This window comes from Microcoleus sp. D3_18_C2, assembly GCF_036702395.1.
GTDB lineage: Bacteria > Cyanobacteriota > Cyanobacteriia > Cyanobacteriales > Microcoleaceae > Microcoleus.
The window spans coordinates 205,357-223,362 of sequence record NZ_JAUBTG010000004.1 but is presented as its reverse complement, the minus strand read 5'-3'; the positions used below and the strand labels follow the sequence as shown (position 1 = coordinate 223,362).

Here is an 18,006-nt window from a genome sequence, read left to right as displayed (position 1 = left end):
CAAAGTTTGTTTTTGTGGACTCAATAATAAAGAATCATATCATGTCCGATCGATCGCCCATAATACAATTGCCGGGGCGGGTTTGTGAGATTGTCCGTTTTTGGCAAATATTATTGGTGAACCCGCCCCTACAGGAATCAGGGTAATCCACCGGACATGATATCAAGATTAACTTGCGATTAGTTCCAATAGCTTTTCAGCATTATTCACGCTTTCCATATCGTAAAGTTCCCGGTTGTAACAAACAATTTGTGCTACTAATTTGTGATGATATTGTTGAGCTTTTTCATTTCTAGAACCATGAACCTGACGATAATTAAGAACTATTTCTCTCGTTCCAAAAAAAGGAATGCTATGTTTGTGACAATTAACCCAAAATTCCCAATCCTCATAACCTTCTTTCATCTCTGCTTTGTAACCGTTGACCAAATTCCAAACTGATTTGTGATACAATGAAGACGTGCAAATCATATTAGATTGTTTGATATTTTTGGGTGAATATAAATCATAACTGGGTATTGTGTGATTTTCATTGCCGCCAAAAAGTTGATAAGAACCAAATGCTATGCAAGGTACTTTGGATTTTAGACATATTTCTAAAAGACAAATCAAGGCATTGGGATCTAAAATATCATCGGCATCTAAGGGAATTATGTATTCGCCGTTTGCTGCCGATATGCCAGTATTTCTAGCCCTTGATATCCCTTGATTAGCTTGTTCTATTAGCCTAATTTGATGCTGGGGATTTGTTGCTATCAAATTTTTGGCGGCTGTGCTAGTAGTATCTAAGCTGCCATCATTAACAATGATTATTTCCCAATTTTTGTAAGTTTGATTGATAACGCTAGTTACTGCTTGCGACAAAAAATGAGCTTGATTGTAACAGGGAATAATCACAGATATTAAAGGTCGATCTGCCAATTGTGGCGATGCTGAAACTTGTTTGACACTTTCTGATTGTAAATTCTGTGCCGAATTTCTAGCAGCTTGCAAGCTGTAAAAATAAATCTTGGGATGGACGATCGCTAATTGATTCAGCTCGGTATTTTGATACTCATTTACTAACCTCGGATATCCCGGCAAGTATTCTTGTTTAACAAAAATCAAGATATTCTGAGCGTACCAAGGCTCGACTTTTTCATTGTTCCATATTTTTTTTCTCAAGCAGTCAATAACTGCATAGCCGTTTTGCTGAAAGTAATAAACCCAATATTGTGGCCACTGTTCGTTAACGTGTTCGACGCCTCCTTGAAATGGTATCGCAGCAGAAAACAGAATCACTGGTGCTAGTTGAGTGAGAGAATTAACAAAGTTTTCGGCACAGGTAGCCGGTAAATGTTCGGCAACTTCCAGAGAAATTGCTAAGTCAAACTTTCTGTTTATTTGCAGCGGTTGCTTTAAATCGGCGGATTGGAACTGATTTAAAGGAATTTGTAAAATAGTGCGATCGACATAATCGCCATCTATTCCCAAACAATCAGAAATTCCCAACTTGTGAAACGCAGCTAACCAGCTTCCCGTACCGCAGCCCACATCCACCACACTTTTAGGTAAAATGGGTTGCAGCAAGTCTAACAGCAGGGGAATAATTTCTCTAGCAGAAGTGCGAGTTCCTTCTCCGATTAATTGGTAAAAATCTCTTGTATAAAATGACTGTTGGTTTTGATTAGTTTGGCTGGCTGTTTGAGAATTAGTTGTCTCTAAACTGCTAATCTTGTACCCGTGCAAATGTGCTGGCAACTGCCAGGAAATCTTGGGATCGGGTTGATGTTTTACTGGCTCGACTTTGCCCCGCCAAGCAGCACCCATAATTTGCATTGTTTGATAAATTACAGTATTCCATCCCCTTTCTTTCAAGTAGTCTAAACCTTTAGCAACATCGGGAGCGGTTAAATCGTGAAATAAAATTATTGCATCTTCCTCAGCCAATTTTTCACACGCAATGGCATCATTTAACGGCCCATCACCTCCGTGTTCTCCGTCAATAAAAATTAACGACCATTTGCGGTTGAATTGAGCGGAATATTCTTCTACTCGTTGGGGGCTATAGCCTGGTATTAGCTCGACTGATGTTTGAACGCCCGACGCATTTAGAGCACCTTGAATTGAATCGATGACGCTTTGTCTGATGTCTTCTCTTTCTAACAGCGGATCGACAACATCTAATTCAACTCCGGCGAGTGCTAAGTGACAGGCAGACCAACCCAGCCAGCAACCTATTTCTAATGCTTTTTTACCTTTGAATTGCAGAGCCGTATTGTAAAGAATATGTGCTTCGTCGCGGCTGAGAAATCCGACTGAGTTAGCACGGCGATCGACATACCAATTGTGCTTGATTTCCCGGCGCAAATAAGGCCACGAACAAGTCTGAGTATCCCCAACAATCATGTTGGGGAAGTACGCATCGGGGAGAATAACTTTCAATCCGGGCGAGACGTAATCTCCGGCGGGCAGCCAAGTATTGTTTGTGATTTCCAATAACGGCAGTAATGTCATTTGTTCTGGTGTTAAATTAGGATAGTTTTGCTTGTTTATCGGTTGGTAGCGGAGACTAATTTCTATTTGATTTCTGTCCGTCGTTGCTAATTTTACTAAGTCGTGTTTGTATCCAGTCAGGTGCAGGATACCGATTTTTTCTTGTGGCAAATACGGCTCGACAAAACAGGCTTGGTGCTTGTCCCAAACAGGCAAACCAAAGTTGCAACTCCAGTTGCACCGAGCCGGGAGCATCTCTGTTTTGTCAAACATTTCAGTGCCGTAAATTAACCGATTTAAAGCTATTTGGTCGGTCATTAAAGAAACGTGTCGCTGCAATCCCTCTGCCAGATATTCTGCCCACATTTCCCAATGAGGTGCGTCTTTTTGCAGCGCGAAAATACCTGCATTTATGGTTGGATAGCTGTGCAACTGTTGGGCTACTTCTTCGCCAAAAGCTGCCTGATAATCCCGGTAAACAAATTGCCAGTACCAAGGCAGTTTGCCGTAAGCTAAATAATAACCCCGGTCGAGTTCTGCAACAACTGCTAAACCGCGTTTAGCCGCGCCTTTAACTAACAGTTCAACAGCTTGCCAATCTTGCACCCAAGCATCGGCATCTATCCAAAGGTAGATGTCAAAACTAGGAAAATATCGACGGAGAAACGGACGCGCTAAAAGTCCTTTGAGATAGTGAGGAGCTTCATTTCTACCAGAAAAGTCAAAGTCCCAATCAGGCTTTTGAATGATATTAACTTGTGTTTTTAACCAATGCAACTGTTCGGGAGTGCAGCCGAGATCGAAAAAGCCGATCGCCACATTCTCACCCTCTGGTTTTTCCCGCACCGATAAAATAGTACCTTGCACCAATTCAAAGTAATTTGCATCGGCGGCCGTGATGATGATAATCTGCATAAATAGTAACGGGTGCATCTCGTTGGGTGGGGGCGGGTTTATGTAACCTGTTTGCACCGTTGAGGAGAAGGGGTGAACCTCCCCCTACAGGCTGCTTGAAAAGTCTGATTAAATTATAGGATAGGGTAGGGTGCGCCCAAGCACCGCAATATTCATAAAACTATACTATCGAGACGATCGAGGAGGAATTGTGAAAAACCACAAAGGGAAAGTTTATTTAGTCGGTGCGGGGCCCGGAGATTGTAACTTGATGACAGTGCGATCGCACAAACTGCTATCCCAAGCCGAAGTCTTAATCTACGATGCTCTTATCGACATCCCGCAACTCGAATTAATCCCAGCAAATTGTCGAAAAATCGAAGTCGGTAAACGCGGCGGCAAACCTTCCACCCAGCAGGAAGAAATTAACCGTTTGCTGGTAGAACATTGCCAACTAGGAAAACAAGTAATCCGCTTAAAAAGTGGTGATCCGTTTATTTTTGGTCGTTCTAGTTCCGAAATTCAAGCATTAATCACAGCGGGCTGCGACTTTGAAGTAATACCCGGAATATCCTCCGCCTTAGCCGCACCTTTACTAGCAGGAATTCCCCTCACAGATCCGGTAATGAGTCGCTGTTTTGCAGTGATGAGCGCCCACGAACCGGATGCTTTGGAATGGGAAGCATTAGTGCAGATAGAAACTTTGGTAATATTGATGGGAGGGCGCAATTTAAGCGAGATAATTTGGCAATTGCAAAAGCACGGACGATCGCCCGAAACTCCGATCGCCATTATCCGAAATTGCGGCCGCCCCGAACAGCAAATTTGGCTAGGCACTCTCTTCAACATTGTACAGCAAACAGCAGGTCAATCTCTGTCGCCTTGCGTAATCGTAATTGGGGAAGTAGTTAGATTGCGCGAATATTTAATCCAGCCAGAAAGCACAAATATGATCGATACACCAGTCACCATTAATAACAGCCAATTGCCGCTAGCAGGAAAAACCATTTTAGTCACGCGATCGGTTTCTCAGTCTGCTGAATTTAGCGATCGACTCCAGCAACAAGGAGCCCGCGCGATCGAAATGCCCGCCTTGGTAATTGGGCCCCCGTCCACTTGGGAACCATTAGACAGTGCGATCGCACAATTGTCAAGCTTTCACTGGTTAATTCTCACTTCCCACAACGCTGTAGACTGCTTTTTTCAAAGATTACAAGCAAAAGGCAAAGACGCCCGCAGCTTGTTTGGTATTAAAATCGCAGTTGTCGGGAAAAAAACAGCAGAAAGTTTGCGATCGCACTCTCTACAACCCGACTTTATTCCCCCCAACTTTGTCGCCGATTCCCTAGTCGAGAACTTCCCCTGGCAGGGCGGGCACGGGGGCACCGCCCCTACAAACTGCAAAATCCTATTTCCGAGAGTAGAAAGCGGCGGCAGAGAAGTTTTAGTTAAAGAATTCACCGCCAAAGGAGCGCAAGTAATAGAAGTGCCAGCTTACCAATCTTGCTGTCCCGAAACTATCGATCCGATCGCCCTATCCGCACTCCAAAACCAAGCCGTAAATATCATAACCTTTGCCAGTTCCAAAACCGTGCATAACTTTTGCAATCTCCTCGAAAAAAGCCCAGAATTATCCCTGTCTAAGGATTGGTTGGAAAACGTTTGCATCGCATCCATCGGGCCGGAAACTTCCAAAAGCTGTCAGAATTTATTGGGTAAGTTAGATGTGGAAGCCAAAGAATATACCTTAGACGGATTGACTGAGGCGATCGTCCAATGGGCACAAGCGAGGTTGTAAAATAGTTGTACGATCATTAGGAGGAAAGAAACATGACCGCAAAAGACCAACTTCTTCAAGAACTAGACCAAGTACCAGAACCCGTGCTGCTGAAAGTGCTTGAATTTGTCCGTTCCTTAAAGACTGAAGAAGAACAACAAAAACTAGAAGCCAAAGCATGGCAGGCATATCTAAATTCCGAACACGAAAGAAAGGAGGTTTACCGTCGCCTTGCCAACTCCTAATTTTGTCAGCAAAAGTATGGTTTTAAGTATCCACGCCAGACAGATAGAGAGGTTTGGCGGCACTCCCGGCGTTAGAGATGAAGGTTTGTTAGAGTCGGCTTTGGCTCAACCGCAAGCAACTTTTGGCGGTCAATTTTTGCATTCAACGATTAGCGAACAAGCTGCCGCCTATCTCTATCACATAGCGATGAATCATCCCTTTATTGACGGCAATAAACGATCGGCTTTTGCAGTGACAGATACCTTTTTGCGTTTGAATGGTGGCGCTTTGAATTTGACCGACGATGAAGTATATGATTTAGTCATGCGAGTCGCGCGGGGAACGATGACTAAGGAAGAACTAACCACCGAGTTGGAGTCATGTATTGTTGAGGTTTAATAAGTAAGTTTGGCAGTGCGCTACATTGAGATTAAGTAAGATGCGCCGATAAGCGCCCTACAGTGAAATAGCGAATCGCGGAACAAAAAAGCGAGTAAAGTTATCACTAAAGAACAAAGCCGAGATCCCTTGCGTCAAGCCAGTAATAAAACTAAACAGAAAATAGCACCAACCGCCGATCGCCCTTCCTCCACCAAATCCCGCTACCCAGCTACTAATTAGCAATAGCCATGAATATAAATTTTTCTCGTTACGACACCTTAACCACCCTGCTAGCAGGAACTACCGCAGCCTTAACCATAGTCATCAGTCAGCCCGCGATCGCCAAAACCCCCCAAGAAGTCGCCAGCATTGCCGGGCCGCTGACAGTACAAATTAACAGTGCTCTCGGAGACGGTTCTGGGGTAATTATTGCCAAAACAGGCAAAACTTACACAGTTTTAACAGTCAACCACGTCGTAGAAAAAGCAGACGTGAAATACACCGTTCGCACGTCTAAAGGCAAAAACTATCAAGCAACCTCCGTCACCCGTTTGCAAACCGCCGAAACTGACCCGGATTTAGCCGTAGTCAAATTTGAAAGCCCCGAAGAATATCCAGTCGCGACGATCGCAGATTCCGATCAAGCCGTCATCGGCACTCAAATCTTCGTTTACGGCTATCCCGCTACCGGCGGACTTTTCGGCGCTGAACGAGAACCCGAACTCTCTCCCGGACTCGTTACCAGCCGCCCCAGCAACCGCCCGGAAGGTTACACTTTGCGGTATCAGGCCGTAACTTGGAGTGGCATGAGTGGCGGCCCAGTTTTTGACTCCGAAGGCCGAGTCATCGGTTTACACGGACAAGGGGAATTCGGTTTTGCTCAAACCAGTTCCGGCGAAGTCGCCCCAATTAAAACCGGATTTAACGCAGCAGTTCCCATCAATACATTTATCGCCAAGCTAGTGGCGGCGGGAATAAACAAATCCGAGTTGAAAGTAGACAATACTCCCGCAACGATCGGCCCGGTATCCACCGCCAATCCCCAAGACGCCCAAGCCTATTATTTTCGAGGACTTTCGCTGTTAGATCAAGGAGATGCTTGGGAGGCGATCGCGGATTTCAACAGAGCACTCGCTTTCAAGCCCAAATATACCCCTGAATTGTATTTTAATATCGGTAATGCCCGCACTTTCATCACCGCCGGCTTAGCCCAACTCGAACCCACACGCGGTTCCAATGCTATTCAAGCATACACCCTGGCGATCGAAGCCAATCCCGGTTTTGCCGACGCTTACTACAACCGAGCTTTAGCTTACCTGGACAACAAAGACCAACCGAAAGCAATTGCCGACTTCCAAAAAGCAGCAGAACTTTACAAGCAAGGCGGCAGAACCAGCGCCTATCAAGACGCGCTCAACAGAATCAAGCAATTGCAGTAGACTTACAAGTTAAGAATTAAGAATTAAAAATGGGATTATTCATTTTTAATTCTTAATCACGTTCATACAAACAGCAGGTAAATAACCATGACTGCTATCACCTTAAACCTCAACTCCCTGATTAAACTAACTTCAGAACAGTTTTATCAACTGTGCGAAGAAAACCCTGACTTGAAACTCGAACGCAACGCCAACGGAGAATTAATCGCCATGCCGCCAACCGGAGGAGAAACAGGGAAACGCAATGTCAAATTGACTACACAATTGGATGTGTGGAACGAACAAACCGAACTCGGCGAAGTGTTTGATTCCTCCACAGGATTTACTCTGCCCAACAAAGCCGATCGATCTCCTGATGTCTCCTGGGTAGAAAAATCCCGCTGGTCAGCTTTGACGCCCGAACAAAGAGAAAAATTCATCCCGCTTTGTCCCGATTTTGTCATTGAATTAGTCTCGCCCAGCGACAGTTTGAAAAAAAGTCAGGAAAAAATGCAAGAATATATGGAAAATGGCTGCCGTTTGGGTTGGCTAATTAACCGCAAAAAACGGGAAGTTGAAATTTATCGCCCCGGTCAAGATGTGGAAGTTTTACAATCTCCTCTCATTCTTTCTGGGGAAAATGTTTTGCCGGGATTTGTTCTCAATTTGCAAAAAATTTGGAATTAGCAGAATTTAATTTTGACTTATATCATCTTCTGTAAAATAACCTTTACCATTTCTTAGGGAGGAATGCCAGTCCGAGCGATTTGGATTAGGACTCTCAGTCCTCATTACAAACCAATTTTGTTATAATCTTTCGAGGGGACATAATATTAGCTGGAAATTGATAAAATTGTAATTACTCATAAAATTAACTGGCTCGAATTATGGTTCAAACAATTCAAGCTAAAAATGTCACATTAGAAGAATTAAAAACAGTTTTTGACCTTCAACTTGTCACAGACGACCAATTTTTCCGAGAATGGCAAGATGAGTTACCAGAAATTACCGACTTTCAAAAACGACAGCTAGATCAGATGAAAGCGGGTTACTTCAACTTGTTAGAGTATCCGCCGATGCTGGAAAAAACCATTAGTTTGTCAATTGTCTCTCCGCTGTTATTTGCAGGCGAGTTTTATCTGCATCCTTTCTACATTAAACCAGAAAAATCCGTCGAATTTTCCGAAGAAGATGAAGGGGTTATCATCAAAGGCAGCATCGACACTTTAGTTTTAAAAGAGCAGTTGTGGCTGATGGTAATAGAATCGAAACTCGTTTCGTTTTCGATCGAAGCGGGATTGGCGCAAATTTTAGCTTATATGCTGGCAAATCCCAACCCGGACAAACCTAGTTACGGCATGATTGCTACAGGCGGCAGTTTCATCTTTGTCAAATTAGTTAACGGAGAATCACCTCGATATAGCACATCTAAGGGGTATCTCACCCGGAACCCCGGCAACGAACTTTATGACGTGCTCCGCATCCTCAAACGGCTGACTCAATTAGTGATTAGTCAGTAGTTATTGGCAATTGGGAATTGGCCCGCGCAGGGAATTAGGCATTAATCTTCCTTCTTCCCTCTTCCTTCTTCCTTCTTCCTTCTTCCTTCTATCTTCAGAATTACCACGGCGAACCGATCATTGTAAAAGCGGCCCAATAATAAGGATGCGACAAATTTCGATCGCCCCTGGCGGCCAACTCCGACGGCAAAGGCAGAGCTTGATTGTTGCCCGATCGTACCAAATAACCATCTTGCAACCGCACTTCACCCCGCAACATCGCCAACTGCGCTTGCCGCAAAGCCTCAGCCTTAATCGGCGCTGTACGCAACTGCTGGTAAAACTCAGTCATCAGCCCCAAAGTACCGACATCGCTGACATACCACAAACTCGCCAAAGCCGATTTTACCCCCGCGTGCACCGCCAACCCCGCAAACCCCAACTCAGCTTGTTCGTCTCCCACCGCCGTAGTACACGCACTCAAAACCAATAACTCCACCTGCGGGTTAGATAACTTCAACTGATCCAACTGATTCAACCGCAACTTAGTATCCCAAAACTGAATGTAAGAATTTTGGGCCCCCCCAGGCTGAAAATCGCCGTGAGTAGCTAAATGAATAATTTTGTATTGCGATTGATTGCGCTTCTGCTTCAAATTTGCCAAAGTAAAAGCTTCATTAAGAAAAGACGAACCAGGCCAAATCTTGCCCACAATTGTCGATATTTCCAACGGCACCGCAGGCAAAGGATTTTGATCGTATTTGGCGGGAAAATTCGACGCACCCATCGCTAAAACTTCAGAACCCTTAACATCGGCATAGCGAGTATCAGTTAAACTCAAACTCGGAATCAGCCCCAAACTGTACTTTTCTACCAAAAACTGCTTGCCGTCGTAAAGAGCAGCTAAAGGCAAAGTTCGCAAACCGGCATCCATCGAAAACACCAAAGTGTCAATCTTGTTAGCCTCCAATTCCGGTTGCAGCGGTGCAATTAACCACTGGTAAAGTTCCTCGGCAGGTTGCTTGTAATCAACAGCATTCAATCTCCTGGGACTTCTGATAGCATTAGTAAATTCTTTAGCAACTTTGAGCACTGTCTCGCGGCTTGCCGGCACACTTTTAAAAACATTTTTGCCGTCTGGCAACAACAACACAAGTTCTAAATGTTTGTCTTTTGCCCATACGTAAAGGATGGCGGGTTTAACCCCAGTCAATTGATTGACACTGCTGAGAGTATCTCGAATACTTTGCTGTGTGACTGACTTTTCAGTCACAGTGCCCCCAAAGTAACGTTCAAAGTCCCGCCCCTGAGTTCTATCCCTTTGCTGCACTGCGTCGATCGGATTTATTTGCGCGATCGAGTTCGATCGAGAAATCTCAGGAACCCTCACATTCCCGATACCTTCTGACGTTACCGCACTCCCCGGCTTCTGTGGAGTTTTTGCCACGCTGGCGTTTTCTGTCACCGCAGGCGCGGGCAAATTGTCTTTTAACACCGACGGCGATCGCACTACCGGGCCGGCAGCAGTCTGGTTAGACTGCGCCTCAACAGACGCAACAGCAGGTTCTGGCGAGACATTTGCGTTACTGAGCTTTGGCGCAGACACTGGGGGGCCGAGACTCACCTGAGTCACAATTTGTTGAGAATTCTCTGTAGTTTGCAGTTCCACAGTGGTAGTTGGTGCCGGAGTCGGCACGATCGCCAGCGGCCCGATCGCAGTTGAGGAAGTGGCAGTATTCGACTTCGAGTTTCCAGTCCCAACAGTCGCCGCCGTGCAGGTTCCCGACGGGCAAGAGCTTTGCAGCAGCGTCTGTGAACCCGATTGAGCCAGCCCTTCTGTAGAAATGCTGACCTGGGCGGGTTCAGCAGCCGTTCCTGTTCCCGGTGGCCGAAATGCTCCCCCAGCCTCGATCGCCACATCGCCGCCGGTATTGCCGCGAGCTTTGATCGAAACAACTTCAACATCTTTCTGGCCAGTAATTTGGCTCGAACCGGCACTTCCCGATTGCGAACTCGAGTTAATCACCCCTGTAACGATCCGGCCCGGCGCAGCAATCGAAATATCTCCCCCGCTTCTGGCACCAAAAGCATCGATATTGCCGGTTTCTACCGCACCGGCGCTGCGAATATTGATAGGGCCCGCCACCCCGGAAGTTGAGCGAGATGAAACCGTACCAGCAGTCAAATTGCCTTGGGTGCTAGTGATATTAATCCCCGCAATCGAGGTAACGTCTCCGACGGCTACAGTACCGCCCATCAGAGAGATCGTGGCGTTATCAGTACCGACGATCGCACCCGTTCCCACGATCGCGCCGGTATCCAACGGCGAGCGAATCGTCATCGGATCTTGAAATGTCACCGCCACTGGCGTGGAATTTGGCGTTGAATTTGGCGTTGGAGAACCAATCGAGATCGCACCGCTACCGTCAGCGCGCCCGATCGTCATCGAAGCAAACCCATTCCGAAAAGTGTTCAATTCAGCAGCAGTCAAGTTCAGAGCTTCTGTATCGCCAGAACCTTGAATTATAATATTTTGACTGGGATCGGCAGGTTGCAGCACCAGATTGCCGTTGCTGGCGATCGAATTTTTGTCACCCGTCAAGTCAATTTCGTTGCCAGTTAAAGTAATATTTCCCGGTGTTTGCGAGCCGCCAGCTTCGATCGCCCCTGCAGTGACTCCATTGCGCCCCGTTAGCGTCACATTCCCCGCGCGATCGCCCCTCGTGTCGATCGCCCCAGCAGTCACCGTACCCTGTGCAGTAACACTCACATCTCCCGCCGAATTGCCTATATCTTCGGGAGGATTGACAGAAGTGTTGATGGTGCGGGCAGTTCCAGTAAGTAGCTGACCGGTTGTGACATTGCCTGCGGTGCTGACGATGCGAATTTCCTGATTGTTGGTAGTGATATTTCCGGTTCTGATATTGCCGTCAGCTTTGAGAGTAATTGAGGCCTTGTCTGCCCCTGTCAGGGAACTTGTAGTAGTGATTGTCCCCAAACCCGCTGGCGATTGAATAATTAGCGGATCGTAAAATGTGAAATCGTTAGCAATCAGAATTGAACCGATACCGTTGCTGCGCCCGATCGTAATTCCAGCAAACCCATTTTCCAAACTTCCGAGGTCGTTTGCGGTCAGATTCAAATAAATATTAGTACCGACATCTCCAGAACCGCCGATCGCAATATTTTGACCAGGACTCCAAGGTTGCAGTACCAAAAAGCCAGTACCGCTGACTGAATTTTTGTCACCTTTAAAATTAATTTCATTACCAGTCAAAGTAATGTTTCCCGAACCCCCTGCGATCGAGCTCACTCCCAGAACATTTCGAGCCGTCACAGTGACATTTCCCGTCGCTTCCGGGCCGCTGGCATCAAGTTTTTGCGCCGTTACATTCAGGCCTTCGAGCAAAATATTTCCGCTGCTGCCAGTGCTGGGATTGGATGAAGAAATCTTGTTGGCAACAGTCGAACCCGGACTAATCAAACTAATATTTCCGCCGTTACTTGACAAATTGCCCGCTGTAATTTGACTTCCCGAAATGGTTATAGCACCGCCAGCCGTGCTAATTGTATCGGCCGCATTCATCGAAAAAGCACCCGCACCATTGCCATCCGCATCTGCTCTAAATGTTACCGAACCAGTAGTTGCTTGAAAGCTCAACTGATTGTCCGCCAAATCAGCAATTGTAATATCATTGAGCGCTTCGAGAACCACATTTGCAGTCGCCGACATACTTTCCAAAGCTCTAGCCGAAATTGTCAGCGAAGGCTCAGAATTGTTTTCCTGTCCTGGTAGCGTTCCTGTTGCCAAAATATTATTGTTAGCAATTATTTCCGCATCGCCCGCAGCTTCTGGGGAATCTGTAATGAAAATATTTTCAGGATCTAACAGCAAAGTCCCCAAACCGTTTGTCCCAGAGGTATCAACAGTACCGTTAAAAATCAATCTTTGCTTACCCGAAACTTCCACAAACCCCCCAACACCTGCGGTTCCCGTTGCAGAAACGCCATTGGCGCTGATGCTGCCCAAAAATGCTGTTGTGTTGTCAGCCCAGACAACAACTCTGCCGCCGTTGCCTGATTCAGTTGCGTTGGCTGCGATCGAACTTTTGCCATCCACGTAAGTCATCCCGGCAGTCGGCACAGTTCCCTCGCCTCGGTAATCTCCCCCGATCCGCACCGTTCCGCCACCGTCCGGGCCCGAAGCCTCAATCTTCGCTCCCAATAGCCCTACCTTGTCACCCAACACGTTGACGCTTCCTCCGACGCCCCCCCTGGCAGACACGTCTGCAGCACCCCCTACCAGAGCATTTCCAGCCCCTGCAGGCACTGTTTGGCCGCCTGTGAGCACCACTTCACCTTGAGCGTTCGTAGTTATACCCGTAGCGTGAGCCACGCCGGGGCCAGAGAGCAGCCGAGGTAAACTCAGCCCAGAGAAGGGAACAGCTTCCGAACCCGACACTGCTGCTGCCGGAGAAACTTCTAAACTCAGCAAAAGTCCGTTTTGACTCAACCGCACCAGATTTTCGCCCGGAACAGCCGCCACAGTAATTTGACCGCCTGGGGCTGAAAGTTGTCCTGTACTGATGACCGTACCGCCCAGCAAAGTCAAATTTTGCCCGGTGCCGACAGCCAAGTTACCGGCATTGACAATACTCCCCGGCTGTGGGCCAAAAGCAAAAGCATTGGGCGTTCCGACGAGGGCCGCGAAGTCGTTCGCCCCAGTACCGTTGAACCAACCGTCGTCAAAACCGATACCGCTAGCGGTGGTAGCCAAAAAAGACCCGGACACGTCGAGTCGGGCATTTGTTCCGAAGATAATGCCTGCGGGATTCATCAGCAACAAATTAGAATTGCCGCCACTAACTTGAATTAGACCATTAATTAAGGAAGCATCGCCCCCGACAACACGGCCGAGGATATTTTTAACGCTTGGGTTGGAGATGAAATTGGCAGTTTCGCCCGAATTCAGATTGAACCGAGTAAAACTGTGGAACAAATTTGCTCCGTCTCTGGAGGTAGTGCCGCCCTGAATGTCGTAGCGAGGAGGCGACGCTGTACGTGGGGCGGTGACATTGGTTCCGGTGCCGTCTGGGGCTGGAGTAATAGATTGTGCCGCAGCAATTTGAGATTGGGGATAAATTGCCACGAGTACCCATCCGTTGCTGTTTTCTTTGAGGAAAACCAGGTTGGGGAAAAAATCTAATATCAAAAATCCAGCAATGGGAATTGCTGCCAAAATCGACCGCACAGCACGTTGAGCATTCATAAGTTTGCCTCGGTCTAGACCTTAATTCGAGTTTAAAATTGAGATTTTAGGTAAAAAAGAGTCGATCGCACCCAATGCTGACACTTCCTAACGCGAACTCTCGATCGCAAATCTTAAAATTTAAGTCTAAATTTGATTGTGTCACCAACATAGCAAAGACTGACAGTAAGTGTCGAAACACAGTTCCGTTTAAACGCCTGAAAATTATGAGCGATCGAATTGTCCGTCTGATCGGTTTAACTGGGGGCATCGCCACCGGTAAAACCGCTATATCTAATTATCTGGCCGATGCCTGTGGATTTCCGATTTTAGATGCCGATATTTTTGCCCGCGAAGCTGTGAGCCCCGGTTCGCCAATACTTGACTCTATTGTAAAACGATACGGCGCGGGTATTTTGCTCCCGGACGGCAATTTAAATCGGCCAGAGTTGGGAAGTATTATTTTTTGTAACGCAGACGAGCGGCAGTGGTTGGAACAACAGATTCACCCTTACGTGCGCCGCCGATTAGTTGAGGAAACTCAAAGCTACATTGCTGCATCGAGTTTGGTATCCCAAGACACACAGGATTTAGGTACAAAGACTCAAGAAACCGGCTTGTTTCACCAAAAGCTAGAACGAAGTATTGTTGAAAAAAAACCCGGTTTCTGTGCCAAGGCTGACACGTTGACTTTGGTTTTGGTAGTGCCGCTGCTGTTTGAAGCTAACATGACTGACTTGTGTACCGAAATTTGGGTAGTGTACTGTTCACCCGAAGTGCAGTTAGAACGACTAATGCAGCGAGATGGCTTAAGTTACGATCGAGCTAATGCCCGCATTAACGCCCAGTTGCCGCTAGCTCAAAAGTGTCAACAAGCTGATGTTGTTTTGGACAACTCGTCAACCCTCGACTCGCTATTCCAGCAGGTAGATGTGCAACTCAGTCGCTGTGAGATTTGATATTTGAGATTGACTCGGCGATATGAGTTTTAAAACCAGGTTTTTTTAATTTCTGCGCGGCAGTTAGTCCATTTTAGATGTGAGATTTGAGATTGAATCCACGATTTTGCGAAGGGGCTTTTTTCCCTCAACCGCTTTCGACTCCTCCTTGAGAATGGCGCGTCACCGCTCTTGTCACAAAGCCAGATCAGAAAAGATCCGAAAAAATCAAAGATGCACAATTTATTTAAAAATACAAGAGCAACCATTTATGAAGTTAATGTGAAAATTAGGCATTGCCTCCTTTAAGGAATCTCATTCACCAAGATATTTATATGTAATACCAATTCTCCCAACTCTTGCAACAATTATGAGTTTTTGGTTTGTTTACGCTCACGCTTCAGGTAAGGTTCGTCGCTTGGAGATTGTCGCTCTTTTTTAGGATTGGCAGGTGGCGACGCACCCGGAGCGCTACTGTTGCATGAGTTTTGAGAATTAGTATAACGTCCTGATGGCGCGCCTGGGTACTCTCTTGTTGTGTCTGTAATCCCCGGTTGCCACTTCAACTCAATAAATTATCAAGTTAATCATAAAAGTAGTAAAACTTTACAATTGGCGCTTTTTGTTTCTTTCTTGGAAGACTGTTTCAAAAGGATTCCAGGGGCGATACCCTTTTAAATTTTATATTTTAGATTTTAGATTGGGGAATGATTTATAACTACGAGGGCTGGGAATACGGGCCTAGAAGAGTAGCATTTTTTTTGTGAACATGGTCTTGAATTCTGCTGGTTGCCCGCAACTAGCAGAGAACTAGAAATTACCAGCGAAAAAGCGAGCTAGATGAGGGATTTAACCCGCTTTTAACCAAAATTCAAAAAAATTGCAGGTGCCGTCACTTACTAATTGATGATTTCACCACAATTATTTTTTTTATCCTGATAGCAGAGTACAGACTGCGTATCAAGAAGGGAAAATACACCCACCAAAATTTATGATGCGCGTTTACTCTTCCATCCTGATGTCAAGCCTGTTACTGAGTGCTGGCGCAGTTAATGCTCAAAGCTTAGAAACTCGATCGACCTTTTTTGCTCAAGACAACTCTGCTCCCGAAATTTTAACCGCCATAGCCGACTCTCAGACCTTTTACGATAAGGAGCCAGATAATAAGCCGCCACAACGAGGAAGCGGGAGATAAAGCCGAAAAAAGCGATAATTGCAGGGAATTAGGGGGAGAATGGGAGAAAAGAAAATTGGGATAAGAAGAGAAAAATTGAATATTTCGAGCCATTAATTGCGGACTTACGTACTGCGTAGCAAAAAACCGATTTTTCAGCAGTATTTGACGAGTCAAGGCATAATTGTTCGCTATTTCGATTTTTTGGCCAAGCGTCCTCAAGATATCAGACACCACCAACGGGCGGGAAATGTTGCACTCAAAAAAAAAGAAAGGTAAAGCGCGAGTAGGAATCTTACGCTTTACCTTTTTTTTTAAACTTTTGCAGATTTAATCTTCTTCCGCAGCTTCGCCACCAACAACGACATCGCGAATCCGCAAACTCGGGCCGCCGCAGCCCACGGGCAAACCGCTTTGCCCTGCCTTGCCGCAGCCCCCGGATTCATCCCAGTAGAAATCGTCGCCGATCGCCTCAATATCGGCTAAAGTGCTGAAAACATTACCCGAAAGAGTAACATCCCGCACCGGATTGTCTAATTTTCCGTCGCGGATCATCCAAGCTTCGCCGGCACTGAAAGTAAACATTTCGCCGTTAGTCATGCCGCCTTGCCAATTGCGCGCATAAACTCCTTCTTTGATACCAGAAAATAAGTCAGCAACTGGCGTGTCACCCCGTTCGATCCAAGTATTCGTCATGCGGACGATCGGCGGATAATGATAATTCAAACAGCGAGCATTGCCTGTAGGCGTTTCTCCCAACTTGCCCGCCGTTTCCCGCGAGTGCAGTCGCCCGACTAAAGCGCCGTCTTTAATTAACTGAGTAGTAGTCGCGGGAGTGCCTTCGTCGTCGTAGAAATAGCTGCCCCGGTGTCCCTCTGGCGATGCACCGTCGAAAATTTGCAAGTTTTCTGGGCCGAACTGGCGGCCGAGGGTCATAATTTCCAAAATGTCGGGATTTTCGTAGGCCATGTCGGCTTCGGAAAGGTGTCCGAAGGCTTCATGGACAAACAATCCGGTCAAAATCGGGTCGATGACGACGGTGTAGGTGTTGCCTTGGACGGGGGGTAAGGCTAGGGAATCTACGGCTCTCTGGGCGGCGCTGCGAACTTGAATATCGAGATCCGTTAAGTCTTCGTAAGCTTTGCGGGAACCGGTGGTTTCGCGGCCGGTTTGTACGGTTTCCCCGCTGCGGGCTGTGGCGGCAAAGCGCATTTCCATGTCTGCCCAACCTTGTTCGAGCATGGTGCCTTCGGAGGTGGCGAGGATGATCCGCTGGGTGCTGTCGCCGTAGCGCACGGAGATTGTGGCGATGCGCGGGTCAATGCTGCGGAGGATGGCCGCGTAACGATCGCACAATTGCTTTTTGTCAATTAGGGGAACCAGACGGGGGTCTGTTCCTGTCAGCGGCAGCAAGCAAATGTCTTGTACTGGGGTGACAGGCGCTAGGATCGTTTCTTCTTCGCCGATCAGTTTGGCCGCGGCGATGGCTTCTTCGATTCTTTCGGCGAGGGTGGAAAGTCGGTTAAAACTGGCAAAGCCCCAGCCGCCTTTGTGACAAGCTCTGACTTGGCCGCCAATTGAGACTCCTTCGCTGAGGGTTTCAATTTTTTCGCCCCGCAGCAGGATGTCGGTGCCTTCGGCTTCTTCCAGTCGAATTGCCAGATAATCGACTTGGTGGCGGTAGCGTGCCATTAAGTCTGACAGCAGATTTTTCGAGTCGGCGATCGAGGTGGGCATAAGGAAAGCACGGTGTTTAACTTACTTCATTTTGCACTGTTGTCAGGGCGATCGTACAAAATATCGCCCCAAGCGCGGAGATTGCGACTTATTGGTACGGTTCTGCCAATATCGTTAGTTGACAAATGTGGATATCCTGTGAGTTAGGAGGAAGGCGCAAGAAATTATGCGGGATTTTTCGATCGTGCTGGTGCTTGACCCGGCCCAAAAACGGATACCGTGCCACGTACTTAAGTCGTG

The 18,006-nt window shown here is 46.8% G+C and carries 11 protein-coding genes; 8 read left to right on the top strand and 3 right to left on the bottom strand.

What is annotated here, in order from left to right; genetic code table 11:
- Positions 1-168: 168 nt before the first annotated feature.
- Entirely contained in the window at positions 169-3,390 is a 3,222-nt protein-coding gene (locus tag QUA88_RS04840; protein WP_333270524.1) for a glycosyltransferase, read from the bottom strand.
- Between the two features lie 190 nt (positions 3,391-3,580).
- Between QUA88_RS04840 and cobA the strand changes: the two genes are divergently transcribed.
- From cobA to QUA88_RS04810, 6 genes are all read left to right on the top strand, one after another.
- A complete protein-coding gene (gene cobA, locus QUA88_RS04835; RefSeq protein WP_333053200.1) occupies positions 3,581-5,167 on the top strand; it encodes a uroporphyrinogen-III C-methyltransferase in 1,587 nt (528 codons plus the stop codon).
- A 32-nt stretch (positions 5,168-5,199) separates the two neighbouring features.
- A complete protein-coding gene (locus QUA88_RS04830; protein WP_333053201.1) occupies positions 5,200-5,391 on the top strand; it encodes a DUF2281 domain-containing protein in 192 nt (63 codons plus the stop codon).
- Positions 5,378-5,770 (top strand): type II toxin-antitoxin system death-on-curing family toxin, encoded by a 393-nt coding sequence (locus QUA88_RS04825; RefSeq protein ID WP_333053202.1) that lies wholly within the window; start codon positions 5,378-5,380, stop codon positions 5,768-5,770. Before QUA88_RS04830 ends, QUA88_RS04825 begins: the two co-directional genes overlap by 14 nt.
- A 230-nt stretch (positions 5,771-6,000) precedes the next feature.
- Positions 6,001-7,191 carry a tetratricopeptide repeat-containing serine protease family protein gene (locus QUA88_RS04820; protein WP_333053203.1) on the top strand — a complete coding sequence of 397 codons (1,191 nt, stop codon included), beginning with the start codon at positions 6,001-6,003 and terminating at the stop codon, positions 7,189-7,191.
- Positions 7,192-7,278: 87 nt separating this feature from the next.
- Positions 7,279-7,857, top strand: coding sequence for a Uma2 family endonuclease (locus QUA88_RS04815; protein WP_333053204.1), 579 nt, complete (start codon positions 7,279-7,281; stop codon positions 7,855-7,857).
- A gap of 200 nt (positions 7,858-8,057) precedes the next feature.
- On the top strand, positions 8,058-8,690 hold the full coding sequence (locus QUA88_RS04810) for a restriction endonuclease subunit R (RefSeq protein WP_333262261.1): 633 nt from the start codon (positions 8,058-8,060) through the stop codon (positions 8,688-8,690).
- Between the two features lie 100 nt (positions 8,691-8,790).
- On the opposite strand, the gene QUA88_RS04805 is transcribed toward QUA88_RS04810, so the two are convergent.
- Complete coding sequence (locus QUA88_RS04805) at positions 8,791-13,938, bottom strand: CHAT domain-containing protein (protein WP_333208306.1); 5,148 nt, start codon at positions 13,936-13,938, stop codon at positions 8,791-8,793.
- Between the two features lie 206 nt (positions 13,939-14,144).
- On the opposite strand from QUA88_RS04805, the gene coaE reads away from it, so the two are divergent.
- Both coaE and patX read left to right on the top strand, forming a co-directional pair.
- Positions 14,145-14,876, top strand: a complete 732-nt coding sequence (coaE, locus tag QUA88_RS04800) for a dephospho-CoA kinase (protein ID WP_333270519.1) — start codon at positions 14,145-14,147, stop codon at positions 14,874-14,876.
- Positions 14,877-15,846: 970 nt separating this feature from the next.
- On the top strand, positions 15,847-16,050 hold the full coding sequence (gene patX / locus QUA88_RS04795; RefSeq protein WP_333208308.1) for a heterocyst-inhibiting protein PatX: 204 nt from the start codon (positions 15,847-15,849) through the stop codon (positions 16,048-16,050).
- 309 nt (positions 16,051-16,359) lie between these two features.
- Here patX and QUA88_RS04790 read toward each other — a convergent pair whose 3' ends face one another.
- Positions 16,360-17,766, bottom strand: a complete 1,407-nt coding sequence (locus QUA88_RS04790) for a TldD/PmbA family protein (protein WP_333053209.1) — start codon at positions 17,764-17,766, stop codon at positions 16,360-16,362.
- Positions 17,767-18,006 lie beyond the last annotated feature (240 nt).

What these genes read in the sequence shown, in the direction of transcription:
- coaE (WP_333270519.1), top strand. Translation starts at nt 14,145, where the DNA reads ATGAGCGATCGAATTGTCCGTCTGATCGGTTTAACTGGGGGCATCGCC.
- QUA88_RS04840 (WP_333270524.1), bottom strand. Translation starts at nt 3,390, where the DNA reads ATGCAGATTATCATCATCACGGCCGCCGATGCAAATTACTTTGAATTG.
- QUA88_RS04790 (WP_333053209.1), bottom strand. Translation starts at nt 17,766, where the DNA reads ATGCCCACCTCGATCGCCGACTCGAAAAATCTGCTGTCAGACTTAATG.
- QUA88_RS04815 (WP_333053204.1), top strand. Translation starts at nt 7,279, where the DNA reads ATGACTGCTATCACCTTAAACCTCAACTCCCTGATTAAACTAACTTCA.
- QUA88_RS04805 (WP_333208306.1), bottom strand. Translation starts at nt 13,938, where the DNA reads ATGAATGCTCAACGTGCTGTGCGGTCGATTTTGGCAGCAATTCCCATT.
- QUA88_RS04810 (WP_333262261.1), top strand. Translation starts at nt 8,058, where the DNA reads ATGGTTCAAACAATTCAAGCTAAAAATGTCACATTAGAAGAATTAAAA.
- patX (WP_333208308.1), top strand. Translation starts at nt 15,847, where the DNA reads ATGATGCGCGTTTACTCTTCCATCCTGATGTCAAGCCTGTTACTGAGT.
- QUA88_RS04820 (WP_333053203.1), top strand. Translation starts at nt 6,001, where the DNA reads ATGAATATAAATTTTTCTCGTTACGACACCTTAACCACCCTGCTAGCA.
- QUA88_RS04830 (WP_333053201.1), top strand. Translation starts at nt 5,200, where the DNA reads ATGACCGCAAAAGACCAACTTCTTCAAGAACTAGACCAAGTACCAGAA.